We start from the raw sequence: 25388 nt of genomic DNA on the forward strand, positions 1-25388 counted from the left end.
GGGTCGAGCCGACCTTTCGACCGATGTGCCGCAGGCGTGCCGTTCCTAGCCTGGGTGCTGTGATCGAGGGACTGCGGCTGCTGCTGGACAGCGCGTTGGCATCTCAGTGGTTGCTGCTCGTCATCGTCGGGCTCGCCGTCGTGGACGCGCTGCTGCCGATGGTGCCGAGCGAGGCCTTGATCATCGCGGCCGGAGTGGGTGCGGCCACGGGTGGCCAGAACCTGATGGCCGTGATCGCGGCGGCCGCGCTCGGCTCGTTCGTGGGCGAGTGCGCCGCCTTCCTGATCGGCCGGGGGTTCGGAGCCGCGGTGCGCACGAGACTGCTGGCCGGCACGCAGCGCGCCGAGCTGTTCGCCCGGGCCGAGCGCATGCTGACGACCCGCGGCGGCCTCATCCTGCTGACCGCCCGCTACATCCCCGCCGGCCGCACGGTGGCGGCGCTGGCGGCGGGCGCGAGCCGCTTCCCGGGGCGCCGGTACTTGGGCTTCAGCGCGCTCGGGGCCACCATGTCGGCCGCGTACGTCGCGATGCTGGGGTTCCTCGGCGGCGCCGCGTTCGCCAGCGACCCGCTCGTCGCCCTCACCGTGAGCCTCGGCATCGGCACGGCGATCGGCTCGGTGGCCGGCCTGGTGCGGCGCCTGCGCCCCGGCACCCCGGCCATGGTGGAGCGGGTGCCGATGCCGGTCGCGGCCTGAGCGCAGGCCGTATCGTGACGCGGTGCCGAGCAAGCGCCTGACCCGCGAGGAGAGCCGCGCCCGCACCCGGGACCTGCTGCTGGAGGCGGCCGCACAGCTGTTCGCGGAGCGCGGGGTGAACGGCACGTCGGTTGAGCAGATCGCCGAGCGGGCCGGCTTCACCAGGGGTGCCTTCTACGGCAACTTCGCCGACAAGCACGAGCTGGTCCGCGAGTTGCTGCAGCGGCGCACCGAGCGGGAGCTGGCAGAGATGCGCGCCCTGACCGCGGGTGAGGACGGCGACGAGCGGCTGCGGGAGTGGAACCGCGCGCGGGCCGAGCACCTCGAGCAGTGGCTGGCGCTGCGCCTCGAGCTGCTGCTGCACGCGTTGCGGCACCCCGAGGTGCGGCCCGCCCTGGCGGAGCGCGAGGACATGGCCCGCGACGCGCACGCGCACGCCATCGCCGCCCGGTTCCGCGCTCGGGGGGTCGAGCCGCCCGCCGACCCGCAGCAGCTCGCGTTGATCGTGCACGCGCTGGAGGACGGGTTGCTCCTCCAACGGATGCTCGCGCCCGACCGCCTGCCGGCCGACGTCGTCGTCGACGCGGTGGCGCTGCTGGACCGCCTCTGGACCCGCGACTGAAAATACAGAGTCGTATCCAGATACGGTTCTGTATCCTCTTCGTGTGGACGAGGTTTGGGGATGGAGCGCGGCCGCGATCGGCCGGGCGGTCGGCGCAGGTGAGGCGACGGCGCGCGAGGTTGTCGAGGGGTGCCTCGCGCGCATCGACGAGGTGAACCCCGCGGTGAACGCCGTAACCGTCCGGTTCGAGGAGGCGCTCGCCGACGCCGACCGGATCGACGCCCGGGTGCGGGCCGGGGAGCACGTCGGCCCGCTGGCCGGGGTGCCGTTCACCGTGAAGGAGAACATCGACGTCGCCGGCCACCCCACGACGCACGGGGTGCCGCGCTTCCGTGACGCGGTGGCGCCTGCGGACGCGCCTCCGGTGCGTCGGCTGCGCGCCGCGGGGGCGATCCCGATCGGGCACAGCAACATGCCGGACCTGGCGCTGGCCGGGAACACCACGGTGAGCCAGCTGTTCGGGGAGACCCGCAACCCGTGGGGGGCCATCCGGACGCCGGGTGGCAGCAGCGGCGGGGACGGCGCGGCGGTCGCGGCGGGAATGGCCCCGCTGGGTCTGGGCAACGACTCCGGCGGGTCGGTGCGGCTGCCCGCGATGTTCTGCGGGGTGGCGGCCCTCAAGCCGAGCTACGGCGGCATCGCCCAGGACCACCGCGTCGGAGGGGCGGACCCGACGCTGGCGTCGCAGCTGTTCCCGGTCGACGGGCCGATCGCGCGCACGGTCGAGGACCTGGAGCTCGCCTTCGACGCGCTCGCCGGGCCCGACCCGGCCGATCCGCGCACGGTGCCGAGGGCCGCCTGCGCCCCGCCGGCCCGCCGTGTTGCGCTGTGCACCGACCCGGCGGGGCTCGGTGTCGACCCGCAGATCCGTGCCGAGCTCGCGAGGGCGGCCGGGGCGCTCACCGATGCGGGCTACGAGGTGGTGGAGGCGGACCCGCCGCAGATCGCCGAGGCCTTGATGGCCTACGGGACGCTGATCACCGCGGAGTTCGGGCTCCGCTGGCCGTCGATCCGGCGCCTGCTCACCGAGGAGTCGGCGCGGCACATGGAGCTCTCGATGGCGCAGCGGCCACCGGCCGAGCTGGAGGGCTACCTCGCCGCGACGGCCACCCGGTTCGGGGTGATGCGGGCCTGGGACGCGTTCGCCGAGCGCTATCCGCTGGTTCTCGGGCCCGTCTACACCGAGCGCCCGTTCGACGTCGACCCGTTCGACGCCGACCAGGGGCTGCGGGCCATGCTCGGGATGCGGCTCTGCACGGCCACCACCTGTGCCGGCGTGCCTGCCGTGGCCGTCCCCACCGGCGTGGTCGACGGGCAGCCGCTCGGCGTGCAGCTCATCGGCCCGCGCCATCGCGAGGACGTCTGCTTCGCCGCGGCCCGCGAGGTCGCGGCCCGCCTCGCGGTCGCGACCCCGGTCCGCACGCCCCGCATCGGGTCCTAACCGAAGAAGACCTCGGCCTCGGCGTACAGGGCCGGGTCGACGACCTTGAGCTCCTTGGTGGCCTCCGACAGCGGCACGGTGACGATGTCGGTGCCGCGCAGCGCCGTCATCTGCCCCCACTTGCCCTCGTGCACGGCGTCGATCGCGTGCAGCCCGAAGCGGGTGGCGAGCCAGCGGTCGCGGGCGGTGGGGGTGCCGCCGCGCTGGACGTGCCCGAGCACCGTGGTGCGCGCCTCCTTGCCGGTGCGCTCCTCGATCTGGTGGGCCAGCCAGTCGCCGATGCCGCCGAGCCGGACGTGGCCGAACGCGTCCTTCTCGCCGCTCTGCAGCACCTCCTCGCCGTCCTTGGGCTTCGCGCCCTCGGACACGACGATGATCGGCGCGTAGTCGAGCTGGAACCGCGACTCCACCCACTTGCAGACCTGGTCGAGGTCGAAGCGGACCTCGGGGATGAGGATCGCGTTGGCGCCACCGGCCATGCCGGAGTGCAGTGCGATCCAGCCGGCGTGCCTGCCCATCACCTCGACGATCAGCGCGCGGTGGTGCGACTCGGCGGTGGTGTGCAGCCGGTCGATGGCCTCGGTCGCGATGTTGACCGCGGTGTCGAAGCCGAATGTGTAGTCGGTGCCCGACAGGTCGTTGTCGATCGTCTTGGGCACCCCGATGACGTTGACGCCCATCTCGTGCAGCTTGGTGGCGACGCCGAGGGTGTCCTCACCGCCGATCGCGATGAGGGCGTCGACGCCGAGGTTCTGCAGGTTGCGGCGGATCTTCTCGACGCCGCCGTCCACGGAGAACGGGTTGGTGCGCGACGAGCCTAGGATGGTGCCGCCGCGGGGCAGGATGCCGCGGACGCTGGGGATGTCGAGCGGCCGGGTCAGCGCCTCGAGCGGGCCGCGCCAGCCGTCGCGGAAGCCGATGAACGAGTACCCGTACTCCGGAACGCCCTTGCGGACGATCGCCCGGATGACCGCGTTGAGTCCGGGGCAGTCCCCGCCTCCGGTGAGCACGCCGACGCGCATGGCTCGTGACCTCTCCATCGATGCAGAAGGTGGCGAGTGCGTCACGCTAGCGGCACCGCGGGTTCGCCGCGACGGCGCCACCTGCTGCCGCTGTCGCTCGCGCGGTGCATCGCGTCCGGGAGTAGCGTGAGGGGGTTCCTCTAAGCGGAGTGGCTATGGGCACACAGCGGTGGCTCGGAGTCGGACAGGCCGAGGGAACCGAGCCGGATGCCGGAACGCGAGCGGCGGACGGCGCGCTCGTCCACGCCGACGCGAAGCTCCTGATCGTCTTCTGCTCCGAGGCCCTCGATCCGCCCACCGTCCTCCGGCAGATCAACGAGCGTTCCGGGGGCGTTCCCCTGATCGGGTGCTCGACGTCCGGTGAGATCGCCCCGGACGGCAGCGGCGAGCGGAGCGTCGTCGTCATGGCCCTCGGCGGCGACGGCTTCTCGGTCCGCACCGCAGCTGCGACGCCCGCGTCGCACGACCTACGGGCGGCGGGCGCCACCGTGGCCAGGTGCATCAGCGGGCTCGACGAGCGGCCGCACCGAGTCCTGCTGCTCCTCACCGACGGTCTCGCGGGCGACCAGCGGGAGATCCTGCGCGGTGTGTACCGGGTGCTCGGGGCGGGAGTGCCGCTCGTCGGTGGGTGTGCCGGCGCTGCCCAGATGGAGCGGACGTTCCAGCTGCACGGTGACCAGGTGCTGACCGACTCGGTGGTCGGGGCCGCGATCGGCTCCGACGCGCCGCTGGGGATCGGCGTGCGCCACGGGTGGCGCCGGGTCGGCGAGCCGATGCTCGTCACGGCGAGCGGCGGCAACCGGGTCCACAAGCTCAACGGTCGGCCGGCGCTCGACGTGTACCTGGAGCGCCTCGGCGCGCACGAGGCGTGCACCAGCCAGGAGGAGCTCTCCAGGCTCGCGCTAGTGCACCCGCTCGGGCTGGGCCACCGCGAAGGCGAGGAGGAGATCCGGTTCGTCGCGGGTGGCGACTTCGCCGACCGCTCGCTCGCGTGCATCGCAGAGGTACCGCAGGCCGCACTCGTCTGGCTCATGGAGGGCGACGCCGAGTCGGTCCGGTGGGCCGGTAACGCCGCCTGCGAGGACGCCGTCGCGGCGCTCGGGGGCGACCCTCCGCTCGGCGTGCTCGCGTTCGAATGCGTCGGCAGACGTCCTGTGCTCGGCCACGAGGGGATCCGCGTGGAGATCGACGAGATCATGAAGTGCTCGGGTGGTGCGCCGGTGGCGGGCTTCTACACCTACGGGGAGATCGCCCGCATACAGGGGGTGATCGGCTTCCACAACCAGACGCTCGTCGTCCTGTCGGTCGCCTGACATGTCGGTCCCCCCTGGCTGGTCCGCCCAGAAGCTCGCCGAGTTCCTCGCGGCGGTGTCGTCGTTCGCCACGGAGGCCGCGGCCGCGGCAGGCGCGGTCGAGCGTGTCGCGGAGTCGCTGGACGCGGAGGTCGTGGCGATGGTGTCGCGGCAGGGGGCCACCGTCGCCTCCATCGGCTACCCGGAGGACGCCGTCCCCTTCGCCGAGCTCGCCGCCGTGGCCAGGGGGCAGCGCGACGAGCTCACGGTTCCCGGATCCGGGTGCTGCGCGGCCGCCGTCGTGCCGCTGGAGCACCCGTCCGGTGCGCGCATGGTCCTGGCCCGGTCCGGACCGGGCTTCCTGAGCGCCGACGAGCTCGGGCTCCTGCACGCGATGGCCCGCGTGACCTCGATGACCCTCCGCATGCGCCGCTACATCGACGACGAGCGCGCGCTGCGCAAGGAGAGCCAGCGGCAGAGCAACGAGAACGCCCACCTGCTCGCGACCCTCACCGACCACCAGGCGCAGCTCGAGCGGCTCGCGGACGAGCAGGCGGCGCTGCGCCGGGTGGCCACCCTCGTCGCCCGCCAGCCGGCGGCCGGGGAGGTCCTCGCCAGCGTCACGGAGGAGGTCGGGCGGCTCCTGCGGGCGGGCATGACGCAGATGCTCCGGTACGACGCGGCCGATACCGCCACGGCGGTGGCCGGGTGGACCGCCCCGGAGGTCCGCGGCGAGGGGATCGTGCTCGGCACCCGGGTCACGGTCGAACGGGACGCGCTCGCAGGCTTCGTCCTCCGCGAGCGCCGCGCCACCCGCATGAACAGCCGATCGCTCGCGGCCGGCGGGCCGACCGCCGACCACGTCGCCCGGTGCGGGCTCCACTCGGCGACGGCGAGCCCGATCGAGGTCGAGGGGCAGCTGTGGGGCGTGATGATCGCCGGCTGGCCCGCGTCCGAGCCCCCGCCGGACGCGGAGTCGCGCATCGCCGAGTTCGCCCAGCTCGTCGCCACGTCGATCTCGAACGCGCACGCCAGGGCGGAGGTCGTACGGCTGGCCGACGAGCAGGCGGCGCTGCGGCGGGTGGCCACGCTCGTCGCGAAGGGTGAGAAGCCCGCCCGGATCTTCCGGCGCGTCGCCGATGAGATCGCCCGGATCTCACACGTCGACAACGGGTTCGTGCTGCGTTTCGAGCCCGACGACACGACGACGGTCATCGCGAGCTCCGGCCGCTTCGACATCCCGATGCCGGTCGGCTCGAACTGGCCGCTGGAGGGCGAGAGCGTCGCCGCGAAGGTGTTCCGCACGGGCCGCTCCGCCCGCATGGACAGCTACCGCGGCGCCTCCGGACCGATCGCCGACGTCATACCGAGCGCCGGCTTCTCGGCGGTCGGGGCCCCGATCGTCATCGGCGACCGGCTGTGGGGGGTCGCGTCCGCGATGACGGCACCGCGCAGCGAGCCGTCGACCGACGCCGAGGCCGTTCCCCCCGCCGCGCTACCCGTGGACGCGGAGGATCGCATCGCCAAGTTCGCGGACCTGATCGCGATCGCGATCTCCAACGCGGACGCCCGTGAGCAGCTCACCGCGTCGAGGGCGCGGGTCGTGGCCGCATCGGACGAGGCAAGGCGACGGCTCGAGCGGAACCTGCACGACGGGGTCCAGCAGGGGCTCGTGTCGCTGGCACTCGCGCTGCGGGAGGCGGAGTCGATGGCGCCCGCCGACCCGCCCGACCTGCCCGCGAAGATCGGGCGGATCGTGGACGGCCTGACCGCGGTGCTCGAAGAGCTCCGCGAGATCTCCCGGGGCCTGCACCCGGCGATCCTGTCCGAAGGCGGCCTCGCGTACGCGCTCCGCTCGCTCGCCCGCCGCTCCGCCGTGCCCACGACGCTCAACATGCACGTCCCGGACCGCCTACCGGAGCGGGTCGAGGTGCCCGCCTACTACGTCGTGTCGGAGGCGCTCACCAACGCGGCGAAACACGCGCAGGCGTCCGTGGTGGACATCGACGTCGCCGCGACCAACGGGATCGCGCGGATCGTCGTGCGGGACGACGGCATCGGCGGGGCGCAGATCGGGCAGGGATCGGGCCTGATCGGGCTCGTCGACCGGGTGGAGGCGGCCGGTGGCGAGTTCAGGATCATCAGCCCTCCCGGGGAAGGTACGTCGCTGCTCGCCACCTTCCCCCTCACTCCGTGACGACGTGGTCCACCAGCCCGTACGCCTGCGCCTCTGCCGCGGTGAACCAGCGGTCGCGGTCGGAGTCCGCGGTGATCGTCTCGACGGTCCGGCCCGTGTGCCGGGCGGTGATCTCGGCGATCTCGCGCTTCATCTGCCCGTAGACCCCGGCCCGGATCGCGATGTCGGTGGCGTGGCCGCCGATGCCGGCCGACGGCTGGTGCATCAGGATGCGCGCGTGCGGCAGCGCGTGCCGCTTGCCCGGGGTGCCCGCGGTGAGCAGGAACTGGCCCATCGACGCGGCGAAGCCGACGGCCCAGGTGGCGACGTCCGGTCGGATCAGCCGCATCGTGTCGTAGACGGCCATGCCCGCCGTGACCGAGCCGCCCGGCGAGTTGATGTACATCGTGATGTCGCGCCCGGGGTCCTGCGCGGCGAGCAGGAGCAGCTGCGCGGTGATCCGGTTGGCGATCTCGTCGTCGACCTCCCGGCCGAGGAAGACGATCCGCTCCTCGAGCAGCCGGTCCAGCACCGGGTCGCTCGCGGGGGCAGGCGGGGCTGCGGCGTAGAGGACGGGTCCGCCCACCAGCGGCGGCGGAGGCTGCGCGGGCGGCGGTGCCGGCCGGCGCGGCGGCTCCGGTGGGTAGGACGGCGGGACGGGGGGCCGCGGGTGGTGCACGGCGTTCTGGATCTGCATCGGGCATCCTCTCGTCGGCGGTGTCCCGAAGCTAGGCCGGACGCGGGCCCGCGGGGCGCCGTGTTCGCTATCGGCGGCCGTGTTCGCCGAGGGTGAGCAACGCCTCCCGCCGCCGTTCGGCCCGTTCACCTCTGCTCCACCTGGCCGCCATCGCGCACTCGCCCCGACTGCCTAAGGTCGGCGCGTTCCCGAACTCCCCCTGGAGGATGACGTGGCCCAGCCGCGCCCGTCCGGCCGCATCGCGCTCCCGTTGCTGACCGAGAGCCACGGTGGCCGGCAGGGCCTCACCTGCCGCTACCGCTGCGCCAATGCGTGTGCCCACGACGAGCCCAACACCTCGGACAACGAGTACTTCGGCGACATGCTGGCGCGAGCGTTCAGCCGTCGCGGAGTGCTGCGAGCCGGCGCCGTCCTGACCCTCGCCGCGGGCGCCACCACCGCCACCGCGGCGTGCTCGCCCGGCGCCGAGAACGAGGGCGCCGCCGCCGCGCCGAGCGCCCCGCGCGGGCTCGACTTCGAGCCGGTCGCGCCCAACACCGCCGACGCGATCACCCTGCCGCCCGGCTACGAGAGCAACGTCGTGATCCGCTGGGGCGACCCGGTCGTGCCCGGCGCGCCCGCGTTCGACTTCGACAACCAGACCGCGGAGGCGCAGGCCGCCCAGTTCGGCTACAACAACGACTTCTGCGGGCTGCTGCCGCTGCCCGGCCCCGGCGAGCGGTACGTGATGTTCTCGAACCACGAGTACACGATCGAGCCGCTCATGTTCCGCGGCTACGACGCGGCCAACCCCACCGAGGAGCAGTACCGCATCGCCCTGGCGGCACACGGGCTGACCGTCGTCGTCGTGGAGCGCGACCGCGGCACCGGGCGGATCACGCCGGTGCTGGACCCCCAAACTCCCGAAGCGCAGTACAACCGCCGCTACACCGGTGCATCGGAGTTCGTGCTCGACGGGCCGGCCGCCGGGTCGGAGTGGCTGCGCACGTCCGGCGACCCCACCGGCACCCGCGTGCTCGGCACGTTCAACAACTGCTCGGGCGGCGTCACGCCGTGGGGCACGTTCCTGTCCGGCGAGGAGAACTTCAACGGGTACTTCGCCAACGCGGCCGGGGTCACCGAGCCGGTCGCGGCCGCCCGCCTCGCCCGGTACGGCGTGTCGAAGGAGGCGACCGAACGGCTGTGGGAGCGGTTCGACCCCCGCTTCGACGTGACGCGCGAGCCCAACGAGGTCAACCGCTTCGGCTGGGTGGTCGAGGTCGACCCGCTCGACCCGGCCGCCCCGCCCGTCAAGCACACCGCGCTCGGCCGCATCAAGCACGAGGGCGCCACCATCCGGCTCGCCGCCGACCGTCGCGTGGTCGCGTACATGGGCGACGACGAGCGGTTCGACTACGTCTACAAGTACGTCTCCGACGAGCCGATGATGGAGGGCCAGACCCGGGCCGCCCGCGAGCACAACCGCACGCTGCTCAGCCGCGGCACGCTCTACGTCGCGCGGTTCAGCGGGTCGAGCCCCGCCGGGGAGATCGACGGCAGCGGAAGGCTCCCCGCCGACGGCACGTTCGACGGGAGCGGCGAGTGGATCCGCCTCGCAGCCGGTGACCGGTCCTTCGTCGACGGCATGACCGCAGCCGAGGTCTACGTCTTCACCCGGGAGGCCGCCGACAAGGCCGGTGCCACCAAGATGGACCGGCCCGAGGACGTCGAGGCCAACCCGCGCACCGGCAACGTCTACCTGGCGCTCACCAACAACTCCGACCGCGGCAAGGCCGACGCCAAGCGCACGGCAGGCCCCGACGAGGCGAACCCGCGCGTGGACAACAAGCACGGGCACGTCATCGAGCTGATCGAGGAGGGGAACGACCCGACCGCCACGGCGTTCGGCTGGTCGATCCTGCTGGTGTGCGGCGACCCGAACGACCCGAACACCTACTTCGGCGGGTTCGACAAGAGCCAGGTCAGCCCGATCACGTCACCGGACAACCTCGCCTTCGACCCATACGGCAACCTCTGGATCTCCACCGACTCCGGCGAGGCCCTGAAGATCAACGACGGCCTCTACGGCGTCTCGCTCGAGGGGGAGACGCGCGGGCGGACCACCCTCTTCGCGAGCGTGCCGGTGGGTGCCGAGTGCTGCGGCCCGGTCGTCACGGAGAACTTCGTGCTGATCTCGCCGCAACACCCCGGCGACCTCGACGACGCCAGCCCCGACGCACCGAAGAGCGTCTGGCCCGACGGCCCCGGCAGCCAGCCGCGCCCGTCCGTGGTGAACATCTGGCGCACTGGCCGGGCGGGGCAGCCGGGGAGGATCGGGGCGTAGGCGAAGGTCAGGAAAGCCACTTTGCTGACCCTGGAGGACAGCAAAGTGGCTTTCCTGACCTTCCCGGGGCTCAGCTGCAGCGCTCGACCAGCGGGGCGCCGTCGCCCCCGGCTCCTCGCTTGAACGAGATGTGCACGTGGTCGTAGTGGTTCTCGGTGATCCCACCGCGGTCCTGCATGCGCTCCCAGCCGTCGCCGTAGTTGATCCGCTGCTTCCAGATCACGTACTCGACGCCGAGCTCCTCCTGGTTGGCGAGGGCGCACCTGGCGATCCGGTCGCCCTTGTCGCCCCGGACCATGAGGTCGAGCGCGAGCCCTGTGGGGTGGTCGGAGTGGCGGCTGCGCCCAGCCACGCCGATCAGGTCGCGCTCGTCGTAGATGCAGGACAGGAAGCGGGCCGCGGCCCGGACCCACGGCTTGACGGGGCCGAGGTCGCTCAGGTCGGCGTCGCAGTTCGCGGCCGCGCGCCGTTCCTCGAGAGCGCGCGCCTCCTCGTACAGGCCTGCGCCCTTCACCAGGCCGGCGACGTCGACCTCGAGCGGTTCCGGCTCCTGGGTGGCGCTCACCGGGACGATGCTCGCGATCATCCGCACGTCGTCGGTCTCGGCGGCCACGGACCGCACGTACGTGTCGTCGGGGACGACCGCCGGGCCGCTCATCGCGGGGACGGTGACGACGAGGGCGCCGCCGGCTGCTGCGGCCGCGGCCATCCCGTTGCGCACGGCCGACTCGCGCTGGGCGCGGTGGCGCGCCGGCTGAGGGGCCTGCGCACCGGGGAGCGCGGCCGCGTTCACGACGGGCCGCTGGTGCGCGTTCCGGCCGCCGGGGGAGCGGTGCCGAGACACGACCTGCCTTCCGGACCGCGCGACCCGTGCGGGCTACTGGGAGATCTGCCCGCAGGGGAGTCGAGCCGCGTGTCGGTCCGGCGCAGACGATAGCGGATCGGTCACGGACCGAAACCACCCATCACCCTGCGTGTCTCAGCAGCCGCGCAACGTGCCACCGCCGGCGCCGCGCTGGAACGAGATGTGGACGTGGTCGAAGTGGTTGGCGGTGGCGCCGCCCCGGTCCTCCATCGGCTTCCAGCCATCGCCGAAGTTGATGCGCTGCCGCCAGATCACGTACTTGACGCCGAGGGGACCCATGTTCTCCAGCGCGCAGGCCGCGAGCCGGTCGCCGGTCGCCCGGTCGACCATGAAGTCGACGGCGAGGCCGCCGGGGTGGTCGGACGTACCAGCGCGGCCTGCGACGCCGTGCATGGCCGGCTCGCCGAAGGTGCAGCCGAGCTGCTGGGCCGCCGTGCGCACGTTGGACTTGACGGCGCCGAGGCCGCCCAGGCTGATGCCGCAGTCCACCGGTCCGCGCACCGCCTCGGCCGCGGCGCGCTCCGCAGCGGCCTTGGCCTCGGCTGCGGCCTGCTCGGCCGCCCGCGCGATCTCCTGCTCCGCCAGCTGCGCGGCCTTCACGAGCCCGGCGGCGTCGGCGATCTCCGGCTCCGGGTCGATCGGCTGGACCGCCGTCTCGAAGACCTCGGTGACCGGGTCGTCCTCCGGGCTCGCCTGGACGACGGGCACGACGGCCGCGTCGGGGCGGATTTCCGGACGTTCGGGTGCTGCGCCGCCGACCAGCGAGAAAGCGCTGCCGGTTACGGCGACGGCGGCGGCACCCCGCCTCAGCGGGGTCGGTACGGACCGGAGCGCGCTCGCACTCGCTCGTCGGCGGCGGGGGACCACCGCGAGCGGGTGCTGGTGCGCGCCTCGGCCCCGGGGGGAGCGATGCCGAGCCACGACCTGCCTTCCGGATCGACGGCCCGGTAAGGACGTCCGGCTTCGGGGGGTGCCGGCGGGTGGGGAGTCCCGTGTCCTTTTCGTGACCTTGCCGTCATTGATCCGAGAGGGAACGTAAGCAACCTCCGAGATCGTTGCACGTCAGCCGCCTGTTGGATCGGACGAGAGCGCGCCCCGGAGCGATGAGCGGCGCTCCTCCTGCCCCGTTCGGGGGAGCGGGCACCGGTGGTCGGTCGGCCCTGCGCAGGGTTGGCTCGCACACCGACTTCTGCCGCCGCACACCGACTCCAGTCGGTGTGTCAGCGCAGATCTCGGTGTGCGGGTGAGCCGGGAGGGTGACGGCTACGTGTCGGCATCGCCCTCACACCGGCTGGGCGCTGCTGCAGGGGTTGCGCCCGGGCTACTGGGGCCGGTACTGCACCACTCGGCCGTTGAGGGGCTGCGGCTCGCGCGCGTCGCCCTCCGGGAACAGGCGCCGGTAGGCCTTGGCGTTCGTGGCCGCCGCCTTCCCGTGCCTCGCCAGTACGAGCCACGACACGGGCTCGCTGTACGGGTCGGTGGTCAGCGAACCCTCGTAGCGGAACGTCGAGAGGTCTCGCGGGAGCGCGGCCACGAGGTCGCCGGTGACCTGGCGATCGGGGCCGCACTCCTCGGGGAGGCCGCCGAGCACCGCGTCCTGCACCGTGCCGCCGGTCCCGCCGGGGGCGAGGAACAGGCCGATCACGAGCGTCTCCCCGTTCGGGCCGCGGTGCACCCAGTGCTGTTCCAGGGGGAAGCGGTTCCAGTCGAGCTGGTGCTCGGCGGGGGTGTGGAAGTGGAACTGCACCAGCTCGTAGCGGGTGCCGCCGAGCCGGATGCCGGCCGCGCCCGCCGGTACGTCGGCCTGCACCACCTCCTCGTGGCCGCGCACGGAGCACCCGGCCGGGTCCTTCTCGTCCTTGCGCACGTAGTGCACCCGCAGGTCGACCTGCCGCGGGTAGTCGACCTCGAGTGCGGGCAGGTCGCGCGCGGTGACGGCGTCGCGGGAGCGGATGTGGATCGGACTCTGGTGGGGCTCTGCGGCGGCTGCCGCCGGGGTGATCAGCGCCGTGGCGGCGAGCGCCGGTACGCCGAGGAGGACGGTTCGCCGTGAAAGATCCATTTGCCCGTTTCCATACTGTATGCATCACTCGGGCGAGTGACATTAGTATGGGTGATCGAGACGGCTTCCAGCGGGATCACCAACCGCGCGTGACGGCGCCGGGCGGCCTGTCCACCGTCCGGCTGAACGCCGCCGACAACGTCGGACCGCCTCCCCCATCGGCCCGCAAACCGGGTGCGCGGCCGCTGCGCATGATCTAGCTTCGCCCCGTGTTCACGTTCTTCCGACGTCGCTGACCCACCGGCGGCGTCCGGGGCTCCCCGCCGCCGGTGATGCGGGACGGCGCCATGCCGTCCCGGGTCGCGACGTGGGGATGGTGGATCGATGCCGCGCGCTGCTCTGCGCGTCGGCCCCGCCGCTGCGCGTCCCGGTCGTGCCGCCGTTCGATGACGGCGGCGCGCCTGGTGGCGCGGTGCGTGCGGGGTGTCGAGGAAGTGCTGGCCGATGAGGTCGGCGGGTTGGGCACGGTACGGGCGGTGGGGCACCGCGAGGTGCGTTTCACAGCGCGGGCCGACCCGGCCGTGCTGGGTCTCACCACGGCCGACGACGTCTTCGTGGTGGCCACCGAGGCGGACGGGATCGGCCGGGCGCGGGCCGGCCTGGACCGGCTGCGGTACGCGGTGGCCGCCGCCGACCTGGACCGTGTCCTGCGGGACAGGGAAGGCTGCGGCGGTCCGCCCGGGGCGGGGACGATCGACGTGTCGGCGTCCGTGCTCGGTCGCCGCGCCTTCAACCGCTACGACCTGGAGGACGCCGCGGGCGCGGTGCTCTCCCGCAGGCTCGGGCTGCCGTACCGCTCGCGGCGCGGTGGGGTCCGGCCGCCGGAAGGCGGGTCGAGCTGGCGGGTCACCGTTGTCGACGACCGCGCGACGGTGGCGCTGCGCATCCCGGCGCGGCCGCTGCACCGCAGGTCCTACAAGGCCGCGTCGGTGCCGGGCACGCTGCACCCGCCGCTCGCGGCCGCGATGCTGCGGCTCGCGGGCCCCGGGAAGGTGCTGCTCGACCCGTGCTGCGGCGCCGGCACGATCGCGGTCGAGGCCGCGCTGGCCGGGACCGCCGCCCGGGTGCTCGGGTCGGACGCGGACCCGGCCGCCCTTGCCGCTTCCGTCGCGAACGGGCGCGGCGCCGGCGTCATCTGGGCGCTGGCCGACGCGGGCGCGCTGCCGCTGGCCGACGGAGCCGTCGACCGGGTGGTGGTGAACCCGCCGTGGGCGCGCCAGGTGCGGCCGCGCGGGTGCCTCGCGGGCGGTCCGGACCGGCTGTGGCGGGAGGTCCGCCGGGTGCTCGCGCCCGCAGGGAGGGTCGTGGCGCTGCTGCCGGAGCCGTGCGCGCCGGCCGGGCTGGTGGTGGAGCGAGTGCTCCCGGTCAGCCTGTTCGGTGCCCACCCGGTCGTGGCCGTCCTCGCGTCGGGGTAGCGCCTACCCTGGTGGCGGTGCACCAGCTCGCCCAGGTCAACGTGGCGCGGCTGCGTGCTCCGATGGACGACCCGGCGATGCGCGAGTTCGTGGCGGGGGTCGGCCCGATCCACCGGCTCGCCCACACGAGCCCGGGCTTCGTCTGGCAGCTGCACGTCGACGGCGGCCACGGCGTGTGCGTGCAGCCCGCCGAGGGCGGCCCGGTCTTCGTCAACCTGACGGTCTGGCGCGACTACGACGCACTGCACGAGTTCACCTACCGGAGCCCCCACGCCGGCTTCCTCAAGCGGAAGACCCGCTGGTTCGCGGCCACGCCGCAACCGTCGACGGCGCTGTGGTGGGTGCCGGCGGGGACCACTCCCACCGTGGACGAGGCGCTCCGGAGGCTGCGGCACCTGCGCACGTACGGCCCCACCCCGCGGGCCTTCTCCCTGCGCAGGCGGTTCCACCCCGACGGTCGCCGGGTGCGCCGCCGATACTGACCCCGTGGCGGGCCGGCGGGGGAACGATCGGGGCGTGCGGGCGCAGGTGGACAGCGGCGCTGCCGAGCTGCGCCCCGACCCGGAGCGCAGGCGCGGCTGGACGCTGCTGCTCGACGGCACGCCGCAGTCGCACGTGGACCTGGACGACCCGACGCACCTGGAGTTCGACTACGTCCGCAGGCTCGGGCACGTCGTCGACCTCGCGGCACCGCCGAGGCGGCCGATGCGCGTGCTGCACATGGGCGGCGGCGCGTTCACGCTCGCCCGCTACGTGGCGGCCACCCGGCCGCGGTCGGGTCAGCAGGTCGTCGAGCTGGACGGGGCGCTGGTGGAGCTCGTGCGCCGGGAGCTGCCCCTCGACCGCTCGTGGCGGGTGCGGGTGCGCACCGGCGACGCGCGGGAGGTCGTCGGCCGGCTGCGCGACGCGTTCGACCTCGTCGTCCTGGACGTGTTCGCCGGTGCCCGCACGCCGGCGCACCTCGTCTCCACCGAGTTCCTGGAGGCCGTCGCGGAGGTGCTGGCACCGACGGCGACGTACGCGGCCAACCTCACCGACGGCGGCGCGCTCGCATTCGCCCGCGGCCAGGTGGCCACGCTGCAGGCGGTGTTCCCGCACACCTGCCTCGTCGCCGACCCGGCGGTGCTGCGCGGGCGCAGGTTCGGGAACCTGCTCCTCGTCGGGAGCCGCAACCCACTGCCGGTCGACCTCCTCACGGCCCGCGCCGCGGGCGACCGGTCCTCCGGCCGGCTGCTGCACGGGCCGGAGCTCGACAGGTTCCGAGGCGGCGCCCGTCCCGTGCACGACGCCGCCGCGGCCGCCTCACCCCTCCCACCGGCCGGGACGTTCGAGCCGGGGCGCTAGGCCGCCGCTGTCTCCTTGCGCCCCCCGACGAGGAAGGTCAGTGGGAGGGCCACCGTCGCGATGACCGCCGCCACCATGAACGCGGCCCGCGCGCCCGCCACGTCCGTGCCCATCGTGCCCTCCGTCGACGCCACCGCCATGACGGTGATGAACAGAGCGGTGCCGGCCGCACCCGCCACCTGCTGGAGGGTCGCCATGATCGCGCTGCCGTGGGAGTCGAGGTGCCCGGGCAGCCGGCCGAGCGCGTCGGTCATGAGCGGGGTGAGCATCAGCGAGATCCCGAGCACGAGCACGACGTGGAACGCGATGATCGTCCACAGCGGCGAGCCCGCGCGGAGCGTGGTGAACGCCCAGAGGGCGACCGTCAGCACCGCCGCCCCCGGGATGACGAGCGTCCGTGCGCCCAGCCGGTCGTAGAGGCGTCCGACCACGGGACCCAGCAGCCCCATCGCGAGCCCGCCGGGCAGCACCGCCAGCCCCGTGACGAACGCGCTGACGTGCAGCACGTCCTGCAGGTAGAGCGGCAGCAGGATCAGGACGCCGAAGAGCGACATCATGCTGAGCACGACGAGCACCATCGAGATGACGAACGGCCGGTGCCCGAGTGGCCGCAGGTCCAGCAGCGCGTTGCCGTCGCGCTGCAGGCGCAGCTGGCGGGCCACGAACAACGCAAGTGCCACGAGGCCGACCACGGTCGGGATCCAGGGCGTGACCAGCGCGTGCCCGCGGGCCGACTCGCCCACCCCGGTCAGCCCGAACACGAGGCCACCGAACCCGAGGGCCGACAGCGCGACCGACCCGAGGTCGAGGGGGACCGGGCGCACCTCGGCCGCCACCTGCAGCCACCTGGCGCCGGCTGCGAGGGCGATCAGGGCGATCGGCAGCACGATCCAGAACATGAACCGCCAGCCCAGCGTGCTGAGGATCAGGCCGGAGAGCGTCGGGCCCACCGCGGGCGCGACGGCGATCACGATCGTGATCGTGCCCATCGTGGCGCCCCTGCGCTCGGCGGGCACCAGGCGCAGCACGGTGGTCATGAGCAGCGGGACCATCACGGCGGTGCCGGTGGCCTGCACGATCCGGCCGGCGAGCAGCATCGGGAAGCCGGGTGCGAGCGCGCTGACCAGCGTGCCCGCGCTGAACAGCAGCATCGACGCGAGGTAGACCCGCCGGGGCGGGAACCGCTGCAGCAGGAACCCGGTGATCGGGATGACCACGGCCATCGTCAGCAGGAAGCCGCTGGTGAGCCACTGCGCGGTGCTGACCGTGATGTGCAGGTCGGCGATCAGAGCGGGAAGGGCGACGCTCATGATCGTCTCGTTGAGGATCATGACGAACGCGGAGCCGACCAGCAGCCAGATCACGAGGGAGGCGCCGGCCGCCGCGGCGGTCCGCTCTGCGGTCGGTTCGGTCGGTTCGGTCGGTTCGGCATCCGGGCGGCCGGTGGATGCGCCGGTCATCGAGGCTCCTGTCGTTCGGGCCTCTCGACGGTACCGATCACGGACCGGTGGGTCCCACGCAGTTCGCGATCGGGGGACGCGGACTACCGCCGGAGCACCTCGGTGAGGGCCGAGATGCTGTGGTCGGCGTGCCCGGCGTCGGCCGCGCGCCGCACCAGCTCGTACAGCGGGGCCGCCCAGGAGACGTCGACGCCGGTCTCCCGGCCGAACTCCAGGTCCCAGGACTCCGAGGCGAGGAACAGGCCGACCGAGGACTGACCGTCGGCGTAGTCGCCGGCGTCGATCTCGCGCGCGAACGCCGGGAGGATCGAGCCGATCATCTCCAGCCACTTGACCGTGAACGGCACGAGCGTGCTCGCCGCGAGCCCGCGGGACTGCACGGCGGCAGCGCCCTGGAAGAACCCCACGAGCGCGGGCAGCAGCGTGGAGCCGACGGCCATCTCGTAGAGCGCGGCCAGGTCGGCATCGTCGCCGAGGTGGACCGTGTCACCGCCGAGCACCCGCAGCGTGGCCTCGTGCTCGTCGAACGCGGCACGGTCGCCGCCGTAGTACAGGAGGGTGTCCGGCGCTCCCACGGCGGACGGCACGTTCTTGATCGCGCCGCCCAGGAACCGGGCGCCGTGGCCGGTTGCCCACGCCGCCGTCTCGCGGGCCTCCGCGGGCGCACCGCTGTTGAGCGTCACGAGCGTGCGCCCCGCCAGTGCGCCGGTGGCCGGCTCCAGTGCGTTGCGGGTCTCGCCGAACCCGGTGAGGCAGGTGATCACGAGCGGGCTCGCGGCCACGGCGGCGTGGACGGTGGGCGCGAGCACCGCGCCCCGCGCCGCGAGCGGGGCGGCCTTCTCCGGGGTGCGGTTCCACACCGTCGTGCGGTGTCCGGCCTGCAGGAACGCTCCGGCGAGCGCCCGGCCCATCGAGCCCAGCCCGATGATCGTCACGTCTTCGGTCACGAGGCAGATGCTCGGCCTTCACTTACGAATGATCAAGTACCTACAATTCTGTTGGGTACTGACATTTTGTTCGGACGAGGTGGCCGGTGGGGAAGTACACGTGCGGGCTCGACGCCGCCATCGCCGTCATGGGCGGCAAGTGGAAGGGCCTGATCCTCTTCGCGCTGCAGGACGGGCCGGTGCGGTTCGGGGAGCTGCGCCGCGCCGTGCCGGGGATCAGCGAACGCATGCTGATCCTGCAGCTACGGGAGATGGAGGCGAGCGGCCTCGTACACTGCGAGGTCTACCACCAGGTTCCGCCGAAGGTGGAGTACTCGCTCACCGGGTTCGGCCACTCGCTCAACACAGCGATGGCGCCGCTCGGCGAGTGGGGGGAGGAGCACATGGAACGGATCGAGGCGCTCCCCTGACGCCGCCTCAGCCGGCGGAGGGCACCCGCGCGGCCGGCCACAGCTGCCACACCGTGCGGGCGAACGACCACACCAGCATCGCGAGCGCGACGGCCACCAGCGCGACGGTGAGATGGGGTGGCAGCAGCTGCGACGCCGCGACCACGAGCACCACGCCCTGCACGGCCGCCACTGCCTTCGCGACGTAGCTCGGCGGCACCGGCCCGCGCAGCCACGGCAGCAGCCGGCCGGCCGCGACGAACGCGTACCGCATCCCGCCGATCGCGAGCACCCACGGCCCGACGATCCCGGCGACGTGCACGCTCAGGACGAGGACGAGGAACGCGTCGACCTCCATGTCGAACCGGGCACCCACCGGTGACGCCGTGCCCGTGCGGCGCGCCACCTTCCCGTCGACGGCGTCGAGCGCCAGCGCCACCGAGGCGATGGCGACCAGCGCTCCGTGCGCCGTCCACCCGGTGAGCAGGCCCTCGGCGACGATTGCGGTGACCCCGCCGACGAGCAGCGCCCTCGCGAGCGTCACGAGGTCGGCGGGGCCGAGCACGGACCGCCCGGCGCGGTGCATCGCGGCGGACAACAGCCCCAGCAGGCCCACCGCGTACACCACTCCGACCAGCACACCGAGCGGTCCGAGCCCGAACGCGGCGGTCAGCCCGGCCAGGATCAGCAGCTGCGCGCTGGCGGCTGCCGCCTGCTCCGGGCCCCCCTTCACTACTGTGCAGGTGCTGGTGACCACTCCGCGTTCCACCTCCGCATCACGTCCGCGCGAGCGCGGCGGTTCACCTCGGGAAGGAAAAAGATGGGTCACACAGCCCGCGCGTTCTGGCTCCGTGGCCCGGGGGAGGGCGAGATCCGGGCAGCAGAGCTGCCCGAACCCGGCCCGGCGGACGTGGTCGTCCGCACGCTGTACTCCGGGGTGAGTCGCGGCACCGAGACCCTCGTATTCCGCGGCGGCGTGCCACGGAGCCAGCACGCCGCGATGCGGGCCCCGTTCCAGGAGGGGGAGTTCCCAGCTCCGGTGAAGTACGGGTACCTCGCCGTCGGCCTGGTGGAACACGGACCACCCGATCTCGTCGGGAAGACGGTCTTCTGCCTGTACCCCCACCAGACCCGGTTCGTCGTGCCGGCCACCGCCGTGACGCCGGTGCCGGACGGCGTGCCGGCGGCCCGCGCCGTGCTGGCGGGCACCGTGGAGACGGCGGTGAACGCGCTGTGGGACGCCGCGCCGCTCGTCGGCGACCGGATCGCCGTGGTCGGCGGTGGGATGGTCGGATGCTGTGTCGCTGCGCTGCTCGCCGGCGTCCCCGGCGCCCGCGTGGAGCTGGTGGACGCCGACCCGGCCCGGGCCGACGTGGCCGCCGCGCTCGGCGTCGGGTTCGCGACCCCGGACGCGGCCGCCGACGACTGCGACCTCGTCGTGCACGCCAGCGCCACCGAGGCGGGGCTGCGGCGGTCACTGGAGCTGCTGGCCGCGGAGGGGGAGGTCGTCGAGCTGTCCTGGTACGGCGACCGGCCGGTGCTCGCGCCGCTCGGCGAGGCGTTCCACGCCAAGCGGCTGACGATCCGCAGCAGCCAGGTCGGCACCGTCTCCCCGCGCCGGACGCGCCGCGGCTACGCCGGGCGCATGGAGGTCGCGCTGCGCCTGCTCGCCGATCCGCGGTTCGACGCGCTGGTCACGGCCGAGCACCCGTTCGAGGAGCTGCCCGCGCTGATGCCCCGCCTGGCCGACGGCACACTCTCGGCCCTCTGCCTGCGCCTGCGCTACGACGAGGCCCCAGCCGAGCCGTGAGTGGGTACGAGTGCTCCAGCACTCGTATCCACTCACGGGGCAGTTCAGAAGAAGCCGCGGCGGCGGGAGGCGTGCTGGAGGTAGCCGTCGAGCTCCTGCTGCCAGTCCGTGCGGTCGACGGTGGCGTAGTCCACGGTGAACCGGCTGAACGAGTCGTGGCCCTCGGTGAAGAAGCCGCCCCGCTTGTCGAGCTCCAGCACGACCTCCATGGACTGCGGGTGGGACACGAACGTCACCTCGAGCTGGGTGATGCCGCCTGCGTACCGCGACGGCGGCGAGAACTCGATCTCCTGGTAGAAGGGCAGCTCCTGGTTCACGCCGTGGATGCGGCCCTTCTCGCAGTCGGCCTTGCGGAACCGGAAACCCAGGCCGGCGAGGGCGGACAGGATGCGCTCCTGCGCGGGCAGCGGGTGCACGGCGACGGGGTCCAGGTCGGTGGCGTCCACCGCGCCCGCGATCTCCACCTCGGTGGCGAGCCCCACGGTGGTGCCGTGCAGCGGTTGTCCGTAGAAGTGGGTCAGCGGCGCCTCCCACGGGAGGTGGAACCGGAACGGGATCGTGCGTCGCGTTCCGCTGTCCAGCGAGAAGGCGCCGGTGATCGGGAGCTTCGCGTACTCGAGGTCGGTGCTGTGCTCGTTGTCGCCCGACTCGACCTCGACGCGCGTCCGAAGGGCGAGGAACACGCCCCTGAGCTGGGAGTCGTGGGTGCCGCCCTGGAGGGTGACCTCCCCGGTGACGACGCCGCCCGGCACCGTGTTGGGATCGTGCAGCACGGTCTCGACCTCGGGGCCGCCGACCCCCAACGCCTGCATCAGCTTCTTGAACACCATGGCGTCACCTTTCCGCGTCGAGCTCGCGCCTGACCTCCAGGGGCGTTTCGCGGATCGCGGTGAACTTCCGGCGTCGGCCGGCCGTGTGGGGGTAGGAACGAGATCAAGGCGCGCGGCGAGGGAGCGAAAGTGTTCAGCATCACCGTCCGGGATCACATGATGGTCGCCCACAGCTTCCGGGGCGCCGTGTTCGGTCCGGCCCAGCGCCTGCACGGCGCCACGTTCCTGGTGGACGCGACGTTCCGCCGCCCCGAGCTCGACGAGGACGGCATCGTGGTCGACATCGGGCTGGCCACCCAGCAGCTCGGCGAGGTCCTGGGCGAGCTCAACTTCCGCAACCTCGACGACGAGCCGGCCTTCGAGGGCGTCAACACCTCCACCGAGTTCCTGGCGAAGGTGGTGGCCGACCGCCTCGCGGACCGGCTGCACGGGGGTGCGCTCGGTGAGAACGCGCGCGGGATCTCGTCGATCGTGGTGACGCTGCACGAGTCGCACGTGGCGTGGGCCAGCTACGAGCTGTCCCTGTGACGGCCTCCGCGACTGCGAGGACGGTGCACGTGGTCGTCCCCGCCGACATCGACGACCCCGCGCGGCCCAGCGGGGGCAACGCCTACGACCGCCGGGTCTGCCGGGCCCTGCCGGCCACCGGCCGCTCGGTGGAGGAGATCGCCGTCGCCGGGGCGTGGCCCGAGCCGGACGCAGCGGACCGCGCGGAGCTGCGCCGGCGGCTCGCCACCGTCCCGGACGGCGCCGTCGTGCTGCTCGACGGGCTCGTCGCCTGCGCGGTGCCGGACGTGCTCGCCCCGCACGCGGGTCGGCTGAGGCTGGTCGTGCTCGTCCACCTCCCGCTCGGCGACGAGGTGGGGCTCCCGCCCGCCGTCGCCGCCGACCGCGCGGCCCGCGAGCGCGCCACCCTGCACCTCGCGACCACTGTCGTGGCGACCAGCCCGTGGGCGGCCCGCCGGCTCGTGGCGGTGCACGGGCTCGCCGCCGACCGGGTCCACGTGGCCCCGCCCGGCGTGGAACCCGCCCCGCTCGTGCCCGGGGACGAGGCGGGCGGCCGGCTGCTGTGCGTCGGCTCGATCACGCCGACCAAGGGGCAGGACCTGCTGGTCGAGGCGCTCGCGCAGATCGCCGACCGGCAGTGGACGTGCCGGCTGGTCGGCCCGCTCGTCCGCGACACCGCGCACGTCGCGGCCGTGCGCGAGCGCGTCGAGCGACACCGGCTCGGTGACCGGGTGGAGATCGCCGGCCCGCGCACCGGGGCGGACCTCGACGCGGTGTACGCGGCGACCGACCTGCTGGTGCTGCCCTCGCGTGCGGAGTCGTACGGGATGGTCGTGGCGGAGGCGCTGGCCAGGGGGATTCCCGTGCTCGCCGCCGCCGTCGACGGCGTGCCGGAGACCCTCGGCCGCGCGCCGGACGGCGCGCTGCCCGGCCTCCTCGTGCCCCCGGCCGACGTCGCCGCGCTGGCCGTCGCCCTCGGCCGCTGGCTGGACGAGCCCGAGCTGCGACGCACGGCGCGCGGAGCTGCCCGCGCGCGCCGCGGCGCCCTCACCGGCTGGGAGGTGACGGCGCGATGCTTGGCGGACCTGTTGACGTGACCGTTCCAGGGGCCCCGGTGACCTCGGACTGGCTCGCCCTGCGCGAGCCGGCCGACGCCGCCGCGCGTGGTTCCGAGCTCGCCGACCGCCTGTCCCGGTGGCTGCAGGGCCGTCCCGGCCCCCACGTCATCCGCGACCTCGGTTGCGGAACCGGTTCGATGGGCCGCTGGCTCGCGGGCCGGCTGCCCGCACCGCAGCTCTGGCTGCTGCACGACCGCGACCCGGCCCTCGTCGACATCGCCGTGGCCGGCCTGCCGGCTGACGTCGCCGCCGAGCCGCGGGTCGGCGACGTCACCGCGCTCGACGCCACGCAGCTCGCCGGCACGGCGGTGGTCACGGCCTCTGCGCTGCTGGACCTGCTCACCGCCGACGAGGTGGAGCGACTGGCGGCGGCGTGCGCGGCCGCGGGTTGCGCGGCCCTGCTGGCCCTCTCGGTCACCGGCAGGGTGATGCTCACGCCTGCCGACCCGCTCGACGCCGCCTTCGCCGCCGCCTTCGACGCGCACCAGCGCCGCACGGTGGACGGGCGCAGGTTGCTCGGCCCGGACGCCCCGCCGGCGGCCGCCGCGGCATTCGGCCGGCACGGCGTCTCGGTGGTACGGGCGCCGAGCCCGTGGCGGCTCGGGTCCGCCGACGGCCCGCTGATCGAGCAGTGGCTGCGCGGCTGGCTCGCCGCGGCGTGCGAGCAGCGCCCGGCCCTCGTCGCGGAGGTGGAGGCCTACCTGGACCGCCGGCTCGCGGCGATCGCGAGAGGTGAGCTGCGGGTCGTGATCGGGCACGCCGACCTGCTCGCCCTGCCGGAGGTCCCGTCATGAGGCCGGCACAGGTGGCGCGGCCGCTCGCCGTCGTCGTGATCGTCGGAGCACTCGTGTGGTGGTCGGGACCGCAGACCGTCCTCGACGCGCTCGCCGCGTTGGAGGCCGGGCCGGTGCTCGCCGCACTCGGGCTCGGGGTCGTCACCACGGTGTGCGCCGCCTGGCGCTGGTGCCTGGTGGCGCGCAGCCTCGGCATGCGCTTGTCGCTGCCCGCCGCCGTCGCCGACTGCTACCAGGCGCTCTTCCTCAACGCCGTGCTGCCCGCCGGCATGCTCGGCGACCTGCACCGCGCCGTCGGGCACGGCAGGCGGACCGGTGACGTCGGGCGCGGCGTGCGGGCGGTGGTGCTCGAACGGCTGGTGGGCCTGGTCGTGCTGGTGGGTGTGGCCGCGGTGGTACTGGCGGCCGAACCCGCGCTGCTCGGCGTGCTCGCCGAGCTGGTGCCCGGTGCCGGCTGGGTCGGCGTCGGCGTCCTGGTGGCACTGCCGGTGCTCGGCTGGCTCCTGCGCGGGCGGCTGCGTCCGATGGCCGCCGACGTGCGAGCGGTCCTGCGTTCCGGCACCGCCCCGGGGATCCTGGTCCTCTCCGTGGCTGCGCTCGGGGGCTACCTCGCCACCTTCGTGGTGGCCGCCCGCGCGGTCGGCGCCACGGCGCCCGTCACCGAGCTGCTCCCGCTTCTGGTGCTCGCGCTCCTGGTCATGGCGCTGCCGTTGAACGTCGGTGGCTGGGGCCCGCGGGAGGCCGTGGCCGCCGTCGGGTTCGGGGCCGTTGGGCTCGGGGCGGCACAGGGCTTCGCCGCCGCCGTCGCCTACGGCGTGCTCTGCATGGTGGCCTGTCTGCCGGGCGGCGCGGTGCTGCTGCTGCGCCTGTGCACCAACCGGCTCACAGGTGCCCGGCGAACGACCGCACCAGGCTCGCCAGCACCGCACGTCCCTTCTCCGCGGACGCACATGACGGTCTGCCCACCACTCCCGACTCCGTGTACGCCTGCATCCCCCGCGCCAGCAGGTACCGGCGGTCGTCCGCGACGTGGTCGGCTCGTTCGTACCCCGGCCTGACGAGGTCCGGCAGCGCATGCAGGAGGATCGACGTCTCCAGCTCGCCGGCGTGCATGTCCGAGAGCCCGGTGGTGGTGAGGCCGGCCTCGGCGCGGGCGTCCTCCCAGTCCGGCTCGGTGGGGAAGAGGGTCATCCGCAGGGGGCCGAGGCTCGCCTCCTGCACGACGTTGCCGAGCACGTAGTTGCCGCCGTGCCCGTTCACGAGCACCAGCGTGGTCGCCCCCGCGTGCTGGACCGACGCCGCCACGTCACGCACGACCGCGGCGAGCGTGGTGGCCGAGATGCTGACCGTGCCCGGCCAGGCCGCGTGCTCGTGCGAGCAGGAGATCGTGATCGGTGGCAGCCTGGAAACGGGGTACACGTTCGCGAGCTCGACTGCGATGGTGCTGGCGACGAGGGTGTCCGTGGTGAGCGGCAGGTAGGGGCCGTGCTGCTCGAAGCTGCCGATCGGCAGCAGTGCGACCGTCGCGCCGCGGTCGCGCGCGTCGAGGGTGGTGTCGGCCGGGAGGAGATCCATCGCC

At 73.8% G+C, this 25388-nt stretch carries 24 protein-coding genes and 1 pseudogene; 15 read left to right on the top strand and 10 right to left on the bottom strand.

Features of this window, described 5'->3' with window-relative positions:
* Window positions 1–59: 59 nt before the first annotated feature.
* From FB388_RS00820 to FB388_RS00830, 3 genes are read left to right on the top strand one after another with little or no spacing between them, the layout of a single operon-like run.
* Window positions 60–695, top strand: coding sequence for a DedA family protein (locus FB388_RS00820; RefSeq protein ID WP_170225420.1), 636 nt, complete (start codon window positions 60–62; stop codon window positions 693–695).
* 22 nt (window positions 696–717) lie between these two features.
* On the top strand, window positions 718–1317 hold the full coding sequence (locus FB388_RS00825) for a TetR/AcrR family transcriptional regulator (protein ID WP_142095623.1): 600 nt from the start codon (window positions 718–720) through the stop codon (window positions 1315–1317).
* A 43-nt stretch (window positions 1318–1360) separates the two neighbouring features.
* Window positions 1361–2758 carry an amidase gene (locus FB388_RS00830; RefSeq protein ID WP_142095625.1) on the top strand — a complete coding sequence of 466 codons (1398 nt, stop codon included), beginning with the start codon at window positions 1361–1363 and terminating at the stop codon, window positions 2756–2758.
* Here the strand turns inward: FB388_RS00830 and FB388_RS00835 are convergent.
* Window positions 2755–3780 (bottom strand): 6-phosphofructokinase, encoded by a 1026-nt coding sequence (locus FB388_RS00835; protein WP_142102412.1) that lies wholly within the window; start codon window positions 3778–3780, stop codon window positions 2755–2757. The two genes, FB388_RS00830 and FB388_RS00835, sit on opposite strands and share 4 nt — an antisense overlap.
* A 155-nt stretch (window positions 3781–3935) precedes the next feature.
* On the opposite strand from FB388_RS00835, the gene FB388_RS00840 reads away from it, so the two are divergent.
* Window positions 3936–5093: an FIST signal transduction protein gene (locus tag FB388_RS00840; protein WP_142095627.1), complete on the top strand. Its 1158-nt coding sequence runs from the start codon at window positions 3936–3938 to the stop codon at window positions 5091–5093.
* Window position 5094: 1 nt separating this feature from the next.
* Window positions 5095–7269: a sensor histidine kinase gene (locus tag FB388_RS00845; RefSeq protein ID WP_142095630.1), complete on the top strand. Its 2175-nt coding sequence runs from the start codon at window positions 5095–5097 to the stop codon at window positions 7267–7269.
* Here FB388_RS00845 and FB388_RS00850 read toward each other — a convergent pair.
* Window positions 7259–7780 carry an ATP-dependent Clp protease proteolytic subunit gene (locus FB388_RS00850; protein ID WP_281290403.1) on the bottom strand — a complete coding sequence of 174 codons (522 nt, stop codon included), beginning with the start codon at window positions 7778–7780 and terminating at the stop codon, window positions 7259–7261. The two genes, FB388_RS00845 and FB388_RS00850, sit on opposite strands and share 11 nt — an antisense overlap.
* A gap of 376 nt (window positions 7781–8156) precedes the next feature.
* On the opposite strand from FB388_RS00850, the gene FB388_RS00855 reads away from it, so the two are divergent.
* Window positions 8157–10268 carry a PhoX family protein gene (locus FB388_RS00855; RefSeq protein WP_142095633.1) on the top strand — a complete coding sequence of 704 codons (2112 nt, stop codon included), beginning with the start codon at window positions 8157–8159 and terminating at the stop codon, window positions 10266–10268.
* Window positions 10269–10338: 70 nt separating this feature from the next.
* On the opposite strand, the gene FB388_RS00860 is transcribed toward FB388_RS00855, so the two are convergent.
* From FB388_RS00860 to FB388_RS00870, 3 genes are all read right to left on the bottom strand, one after another.
* Window positions 10339–11112, bottom strand: coding sequence for a VldE C-terminal domain-containing protein (locus FB388_RS00860; RefSeq protein ID WP_142095635.1), 774 nt, complete (start codon window positions 11110–11112; stop codon window positions 10339–10341).
* 135 nt (window positions 11113–11247) lie between these two features.
* Window positions 11248–11841, bottom strand: coding sequence for a VldE C-terminal domain-containing protein (locus tag FB388_RS00865; RefSeq protein ID WP_142095637.1), 594 nt, complete (start codon window positions 11839–11841; stop codon window positions 11248–11250).
* A 613-nt stretch (window positions 11842–12454) separates the two neighbouring features.
* Entirely contained in the window at window positions 12455–13195 is a 741-nt protein-coding gene (locus FB388_RS00870) for a carbonic anhydrase family protein (protein ID WP_142095639.1), read from the bottom strand.
* 386 nt (window positions 13196–13581) lie between these two features.
* Here FB388_RS00870 and FB388_RS00875 point away from each other — a divergent pair, with 386 nt between their 5' ends.
* The 3 genes from FB388_RS00875 to FB388_RS00885 are packed head-to-tail and all read left to right on the top strand — an operon-like array spanning window position 13582 to window position 15954.
* Window positions 13582–14610 carry a methyltransferase domain-containing protein gene (locus tag FB388_RS00875; RefSeq protein ID WP_142095641.1) on the top strand — a complete coding sequence of 343 codons (1029 nt, stop codon included), beginning with the start codon at window positions 13582–13584 and terminating at the stop codon, window positions 14608–14610.
* A gap of 17 nt (window positions 14611–14627) precedes the next feature.
* On the top strand, window positions 14628–15092 hold the full coding sequence (locus tag FB388_RS00880) for a DUF3291 domain-containing protein (protein ID WP_211361703.1): 465 nt from the start codon (window positions 14628–14630) through the stop codon (window positions 15090–15092).
* Between the two features lie 34 nt (window positions 15093–15126).
* Entirely contained in the window at window positions 15127–15954 is an 828-nt protein-coding gene (locus FB388_RS00885; protein WP_211361704.1) for a spermidine synthase, read from the top strand.
* On the opposite strand, the gene FB388_RS00890 is transcribed toward FB388_RS00885, so the two are convergent.
* On the bottom strand, window positions 15951–17414 hold the full coding sequence (locus FB388_RS00890) for an MDR family MFS transporter (protein ID WP_142095645.1): 1464 nt from the start codon (window positions 17412–17414) through the stop codon (window positions 15951–15953). The genes FB388_RS00885 and FB388_RS00890 overlap by 4 nt on opposite strands.
* Window positions 17415–17497: 83 nt before the next feature.
* Window positions 17498–18361: an NAD(P)-dependent oxidoreductase gene (locus FB388_RS00895; RefSeq protein ID WP_281290370.1), complete on the bottom strand. Its 864-nt coding sequence runs from the start codon at window positions 18359–18361 to the stop codon at window positions 17498–17500.
* Window positions 18362–18489: 128 nt separating this feature from the next.
* Between FB388_RS00895 and FB388_RS00900 the strand changes: the two genes are divergently transcribed.
* The gene (locus FB388_RS00900) at window positions 18490–18771 is read left to right on the top strand and encodes a winged helix-turn-helix transcriptional regulator (RefSeq protein ID WP_142102419.1); all 282 of its coding nucleotides are present in this window, start codon (window positions 18490–18492) and stop codon (window positions 18769–18771) included.
* Window positions 18772–18778: 7 nt separating this feature from the next.
* Here FB388_RS00900 and FB388_RS00905 read toward each other — a convergent pair whose 3' ends face one another.
* Window positions 18779–19483, bottom strand: a complete 705-nt coding sequence (locus FB388_RS00905) for a CDP-alcohol phosphatidyltransferase family protein (protein WP_211361705.1) — start codon at window positions 19481–19483, stop codon at window positions 18779–18781.
* A gap of 87 nt (window positions 19484–19570) precedes the next feature.
* On the opposite strand from FB388_RS00905, the gene FB388_RS00910 reads away from it, so the two are divergent.
* Window positions 19571–20560: a zinc-dependent alcohol dehydrogenase gene (locus FB388_RS00910; RefSeq protein WP_142095649.1), complete on the top strand. Its 990-nt coding sequence runs from the start codon at window positions 19571–19573 to the stop codon at window positions 20558–20560.
* Between the two features lie 44 nt (window positions 20561–20604).
* Here the strand turns inward: FB388_RS00910 and FB388_RS00915 are convergent, their stop codons facing one another.
* Complete coding sequence (locus FB388_RS00915) at window positions 20605–21390, bottom strand: sporulation protein (protein ID WP_142095651.1); 786 nt, start codon at window positions 21388–21390, stop codon at window positions 20605–20607.
* Window positions 21391–21519: 129 nt separating this feature from the next.
* Between FB388_RS00915 and FB388_RS00920 the strand changes: the two genes are divergently transcribed.
* From FB388_RS00920 to FB388_RS40155, 4 genes and pseudogenes are all read left to right on the top strand, one after another.
* On the top strand, window positions 21520–21918 hold the full coding sequence (locus tag FB388_RS00920) for a 6-pyruvoyl trahydropterin synthase family protein (protein WP_142095653.1): 399 nt from the start codon (window positions 21520–21522) through the stop codon (window positions 21916–21918).
* 23 nt (window positions 21919–21941) lie between these two features.
* On the top strand, window positions 21942–22994 hold the full coding sequence (locus FB388_RS00925) for a glycosyltransferase family 4 protein (protein WP_425468547.1): 1053 nt from the start codon (window positions 21942–21944) through the stop codon (window positions 22992–22994).
* A complete protein-coding gene (locus FB388_RS00930; protein ID WP_246121448.1) occupies window positions 22991–23809 on the top strand; it encodes a class I SAM-dependent methyltransferase in 819 nt (272 codons plus the stop codon). Before FB388_RS00925 ends, FB388_RS00930 begins: the two co-directional genes overlap by 4 nt.
* A pseudogene (locus tag FB388_RS40155) lies at window positions 23806–24618 on the top strand (lysylphosphatidylglycerol synthase domain-containing protein); the annotation flags it as partial. The gene FB388_RS00930 and the pseudogene FB388_RS40155, both read left to right, overlap by 4 nt.
* A gap of 73 nt (window positions 24619–24691) precedes the next feature.
* On the opposite strand, the gene FB388_RS00940 reads toward FB388_RS40155, so the two are convergent.
* A complete protein-coding gene (locus tag FB388_RS00940) occupies window positions 24692–25384 on the bottom strand; it encodes a creatininase family protein (protein ID WP_211361707.1) in 693 nt (230 codons plus the stop codon).
* Between the last annotated feature and the right edge of the window lie 4 nt (window positions 25385–25388).

The organism is Pseudonocardia cypriaca (assembly GCF_006717045.1).
In the GTDB taxonomy this organism is placed as follows: domain Bacteria; phylum Actinomycetota; class Actinomycetes; order Mycobacteriales; family Pseudonocardiaceae; genus Pseudonocardia; species Pseudonocardia cypriaca.

Excerpts from the sequence above, each read along its gene's own strand:
- FB388_RS00835 (WP_142102412.1), bottom strand. The coding sequence starts at position 3,780 with ATGCGCGTCGGCGTGCTCACCGGAGGCGGGGACTGCCCCGGACTCAAC.
- FB388_RS00840 (WP_142095627.1), top strand. The coding sequence starts at position 3,936 with ATGGGCACACAGCGGTGGCTCGGAGTCGGACAGGCCGAGGGAACCGAG.
- FB388_RS00845 (WP_142095630.1), top strand. The coding sequence starts at position 5,095 with ATGTCGGTCCCCCCTGGCTGGTCCGCCCAGAAGCTCGCCGAGTTCCTC.
- FB388_RS00870 (WP_142095639.1), bottom strand. The coding sequence starts at position 13,195 with ATGGATCTTTCACGGCGAACCGTCCTCCTCGGCGTACCGGCGCTCGCC.
- FB388_RS00875 (WP_142095641.1), top strand. The coding sequence starts at position 13,582 with ATGACGGCGGCGCGCCTGGTGGCGCGGTGCGTGCGGGGTGTCGAGGAA.
- FB388_RS00890 (WP_142095645.1), bottom strand. The coding sequence starts at position 17,414 with ATGACCGGCGCATCCACCGGCCGCCCGGATGCCGAACCGACCGAACCG.
- FB388_RS00900 (WP_142102419.1), top strand. The coding sequence starts at position 18,490 with ATGGGCGGCAAGTGGAAGGGCCTGATCCTCTTCGCGCTGCAGGACGGG.
- FB388_RS00910 (WP_142095649.1), top strand. The coding sequence starts at position 19,571 with ATGGGTCACACAGCCCGCGCGTTCTGGCTCCGTGGCCCGGGGGAGGGC.
- FB388_RS00915 (WP_142095651.1), bottom strand. The coding sequence starts at position 21,390 with ATGGTGTTCAAGAAGCTGATGCAGGCGTTGGGGGTCGGCGGCCCCGAG.
- FB388_RS00940 (WP_211361707.1), bottom strand. The coding sequence starts at position 25,384 with ATGGATCTCCTCCCGGCCGACACCACCCTCGACGCGCGCGACCGCGGC.